The 4166-nt window shown below is 50.5% G+C and carries 5 protein-coding genes and 1 pseudogene; 3 read left to right on the forward strand and 3 right to left on the reverse strand.

Going from position 1 to position 4166, the window contains the following annotated elements:
* Positions 1 to 205: pseudogene (locus NCN04_RS08805) on the forward strand (prohibitin family protein); the annotation flags it as partial.
* Positions 206 to 901: 696 nt separating this feature from the next.
* Here NCN04_RS08805 and NCN04_RS08810 read toward each other — a convergent pair.
* Positions 902 to 1279, reverse strand: a complete 378-nt coding sequence (locus NCN04_RS08810) for a thiol-disulfide oxidoreductase DCC family protein (protein WP_250395838.1) — start codon at positions 1277 to 1279, stop codon at positions 902 to 904.
* 49 nt (positions 1280 to 1328) lie between these two features.
* On the opposite strand from NCN04_RS08810, the gene NCN04_RS08815 reads away from it, so the two are divergent.
* Entirely contained in the window at positions 1329 to 1631 is a 303-nt protein-coding gene (locus tag NCN04_RS08815; RefSeq protein ID WP_250395839.1) for a TIGR03894 family protein, read from the forward strand.
* Between the two features lie 104 nt (positions 1632 to 1735).
* Here the strand turns inward: NCN04_RS08815 and NCN04_RS08820 are convergent, their stop codons facing one another.
* On the reverse strand, positions 1736 to 3199 hold the full coding sequence (locus tag NCN04_RS08820; protein ID WP_502988774.1) for a polysaccharide deacetylase family protein: 1464 nt from the start codon (positions 3197 to 3199) through the stop codon (positions 1736 to 1738).
* A 147-nt stretch (positions 3200 to 3346) separates the two neighbouring features.
* Here NCN04_RS08820 and NCN04_RS08825 point away from each other — a divergent pair, with 147 nt between their 5' ends.
* Positions 3347 to 3565 carry a Nif11-like leader peptide family natural product precursor gene (locus NCN04_RS08825; protein ID WP_284498688.1) on the forward strand — a complete coding sequence of 73 codons (219 nt, stop codon included), beginning with the start codon at positions 3347 to 3349 and terminating at the stop codon, positions 3563 to 3565.
* A 335-nt stretch (positions 3566 to 3900) separates the two neighbouring features.
* On the opposite strand, the gene NCN04_RS08830 is transcribed toward NCN04_RS08825, so the two are convergent.
* Positions 3901 to 4166, reverse strand: a 266-nt coding sequence (locus NCN04_RS08830) for a hypothetical protein (RefSeq protein WP_250395841.1), incomplete at its 5' end; no start/stop codon positions are given.

Consider the following 4166-nt stretch of genomic DNA (forward strand, 5'->3'; position numbering starts at 1 on the left):
TGAGCAGCAACTTCTCAGAGCTCAAACTGAGGTGAAAATTGCTGAGCAAGAGGCTTTACGCTACGACACCTTGAACCAAAGCCTTGATGATCGTGTTTTGTACAAACTATTTCTTGATAAGTGGGATGGTATGACCCAGGTCGTTCCTGGATTGCCAGGAACCAATGGTGGTGCCCCTTCGGTGATCGTTAGTTCTAAGAAATAAATGCTTTTTAAGAGCAAGCTCTCGTCCAGTCAGGTTTCATTGAATTGTCATCATGATTGTTTGAAATTTATTCTTGTCCGGAATTCTTGTTTCTTCAATCGTTCAATCCTTTTGAGGACTGGTTATGGTGATCAAATCAAGATCGAATCGTTGTGAATTCTATTCATGCACGCAACTTGATCCTCGGGAATGACGTTTCTTGCTGTGGTGCCTGTCCTGATGAGGTGAGGGCGTGAATCATCGTGTTTTGAGGGGGCTATTTGTGGTGTTGTTCTTGGGTGTGCTCACTCACTGCGCATCCAAAACGCAAGTTCGTGTTCGCTATCGAGTCGTTCCACAACGTTCGCCAAAGGGCTTTCAGCTTCCCAAGCAGAGCCCCCCAGCCAGGGGACTGTTGCTGTGACAATCCAATCATTTTTTGAGCGGTTTTTTGATGCGATGTCCAGGCTTCTTTGTTTCCCCACCATCCTGATTGAATTAAAGAGTATTGAGCTGTGTAACAGCAACCACACCGTTTCCACGAACGGGTGTTCAAGTCCCCTAGAAGAACTATGACCTGTGTCGAGCGTCATCTATGCAGAATTCCTTTGGCAAGGATCTGGCACGTTCACTCGTGGTCATGCTCCTAGAGATGCAAGCTGAGATTCGCGAGTTTTCTTATCAAATGGATCTGGAAGAGCAGCGCAATCAAACGTCTCAGGCTCGGTCTGGATCAACAGGCAACCCTTTGAGTGTTAGAGCGAGTTGACGAGCAGCAAGCAACCCTGGATACAAAAGACTGGCTCGTTTCTTATTCCGAAAGAGCCCATTCAGTAATACCAAAAGAGGGTCGCTCGGTTTCAGCTCGTTGCAGAGAATAGAAATTGCTTCGCTTCCGTGCCAAATCTGATCTCCGTCTATTAATACGGCTCCCTCACTCAAATTGAATCCCCGTCGACGTAAGTCGTTTCGGAGACCATGTTCAAGCCTTCCATCTCGGATCAGGAGATCCGGAACCCCCCCCTTCAGTTCGCTTCGCAAGGCAAATGCTTTGCAGAAAGGACATCCACCGTCGTACACCAGCGTCTTCAGCAACCCCTCCAACCGTTCGTTCGGTAAGTTGATGTGATTGACAATAATTTAGATGGCAGACAAAGAGCTACTCAAAGAAGTTGGAATGGAGTTATGGGGTTCTGTCAAGAAGCTCCGCCCAGGTTTGCCTCGCGAATCTCGATTGGAGCTCACCCTCAAGGCTCTGATGGTGATTGGCGATCTGTCCGATCAGGTTCAGGCTGCGGTTGTTGTGGGTCTCATTGCTGAGCAAGAACCGCCCGAGAATGAACCAGAGGGTCAAGATGTCACAACCAGTGCTGACAGCGAGCCTGATGTGGAGCAGACACCTGATGGTCGCCGAGTGGTGCGTCGTCGATCACGTGCTGCTGGTTGATCATGAAGGGATGGTCGATCATCTGTGTTGATCGAGTCCCTTCGTCCTGATCCAATGGACGGCAGACCGCATTTCTGGGCTGCCTTAGAGGTCATTGAACGGCATTAACTCAGCAAAGTCTGGCCTCGGCTGTGAATGGTGCGTGCGTACTCCGTCCAAGTGCCTTGGCCCCAGTAACGAAAGCAGCTTGTCTCCAGTAAAAGCAGATGCAGTAATGCTTGTTGATACCTCTCGCTTGTCGTGAACGATGGATCTTCTGCCGTTTGCTGGTCGAAATATTGATGAAAGGCTGCGCTGAATTGGTTCATTGGTTCCAAAACGTTGTCGTACCCCTCAACCCAACTCAGGTTGTTGGTCCAAGAGGCTCCCTCCATTGAGAATCCACTGTTACTGGCTTTGAGGTCATCGATTGCTGCGTCGACGGTTTCACGATTCGAACAGCTGCCTACCTGCTTCCAGAGCCGGTGTTGATGGACAGCTTGCACTGCAGGGAAATCGGAAGATTTCACCCCTTCCTGCTCGAGAAGCTCGAGCCATTCGCTGCCGTTGATCGCCACCGTTTGGGCTTGTCCGCTGTCTTCCTGTGAGTTCTGATGCATCGCTTTGCGGTGTGCTTGCAGAAACGCCTCCGGGAATTCATTCATCATGACCCCCCCGTTTTCTCCATCAGCAATTTGCGTTACTACGGAAGGAATGTTTCTGCTTCCCAGCGGTTGTTGTCCAAGGGTGAGCGCTTCGTAATAGGGCTGCATTTGCCCCACCAGTTTCGTGTCGGATCCCTGTGTCTTGATTAACACCGTGATCCGTGCAACCTCTCCTGTTGAGCTGCGTGCGACCAGTTGGTTGGGGAGGTACCTCTGTGACTGGGAAAGAGGTGAACCATCCAGGTTTTCGACGCTGTGTTCTTGAACCATCATCCAGTTGTAACCACAGTCATTGAGTGCCTGGATGAAGGCATGAAGTGTATCTGGGTGGTTGGGTAGATGCATTTCGGGAGGTGAAAACCCTTTCACCCTCTGGAGTGCTTCTTCCCCGAATAGATCAACGAATTGGTGTTGCCAGGCACTGATCTGAAGTTTCAGATCGGGAATGGGTGTGGATGGCGCGACCGCATGGCTCCAGAACGTACCCAGCCATTCGACATGGCGTTGCATGGTCGGATCACAGGCGAGATAGCGCAGTGAGCCTGTGATGTCTTCACGACCCATCTGGTGAACTCCCCAGAGAAGGTTGCCGGAATAATCGAGCATGATTCGCGGATTGCATCCTTCGCTGATCAGCTGAGGAATGAGATCAGCCATGCGTCGATAGCACTGCGCGAAGGGCTCCGCGTTGTGGTTGTCGCCTTCCCCCTGGTTTTCAACCATGTATTGCAAATGGGAGACCAGTTCTCCGCTTTTGCCGGCAGGGATCGTGGGCTGATGCATGTGCAGGGCACAGGCGAACGCTGAGCTGATCCCCTCAAGCCTCAGATTTGTGTGTTGTATCCAGATAGGCTTGCGATTCTGCAAAAGGGAATGCAAATCGGTTTCTCGGCCAGCAATCGCTGGAGATGGGTGATGGGTCATGCCTTGATTCGTACTCCATCGACCCTTGGCCGTCATGTCATGACCGCTTCAGTTGGTCATTCCGGTTGTTCTTGTGCTTGCGTCGACTCTCGTCGTGGTTCCCTTTCGTGATTCACTAGCGGAGAAAAAGGACATGGGACATCTGATTTGAGCTCTCTCCAGTCCTTTTTGGTGCACTTGCAAAGGGATTCTCGTTTGCAAAGCCGCGTTCAGTCGGCAATGACAGCTGCTGAGGTTGCAATGATCGCTCAGGAGCTCGGCTATCCCGTGTCTGGTAGCGAGCTGCTGTTGCTATCCGGTAAGTCTTTCAAAGGGATGAGGGTTCATCGTGTCGATCATCCTGGTGAATATCCACACCGTTACTGAGTGAAGCTTCTGAGTACAAACACTGATGTATCTGGGAGATTGCATGCGCCATAACGAAAGAGCCCAATTGGAAGGGTTCAGATCAAGCTCAATGAATGCGTCTCGTGGGCCGTGGCCGGGGGGTCACGGCCTTTTTATTGGTCTTTTGCATGCATGCCCAACGAGTTCTATACGTCGCTTGTATTTCCTTTGAATGTGATGAAATCTTGAAAAATCGCGCTTATTTGTGTCTATCACCACATCAATCATCCGTGATCCCGAAGACTTCTGATCAATGTGGGTGGTTTGTACCGTGTTTTGCAGGTTGGGTGCATAAGTTGTGTACATACGAATCGTCATTGATGTACAGAATTCAAGAGCTGGGCTCCTCCGGCTGGACGGATCATGGATCCAGAGCCACTGAAATCGAGGCTTTTGGAGCTGCTCATGCCCTCAGCCAACAGGAGGGACAATCTGCGAGAGTCCTCAACCCTTTGGATGAGATGGTTTGCATCATGAATCGCTCTGGCTCGACCGCGATTCAGACTGATCACGAAATGGTGGCTTAACCGATGGCTTATTTCAGTCACTACAAACATTTCACGATTCGCTACAAGATGTC

Source organism: Synechococcus sp. MU1655, assembly GCF_023630655.1.
Taxonomy (GTDB): Bacteria; Cyanobacteriota; Cyanobacteriia; order PCC-6307; family Cyanobiaceae; genus Synechococcus_C.

Bases quoted from the DNA above. Each gene is read 5' to 3' on its own strand.
- NCN04_RS08820 (WP_502988774.1), bottom strand. From the start codon at position 3,199: ATGACCCATCACCCATCTCCAGCGATTGCTGGCCGAGAAACCGATTTG.
- NCN04_RS08815 (WP_250395839.1), top strand. From the start codon at position 1,329: ATGGCAGACAAAGAGCTACTCAAAGAAGTTGGAATGGAGTTATGGGGT.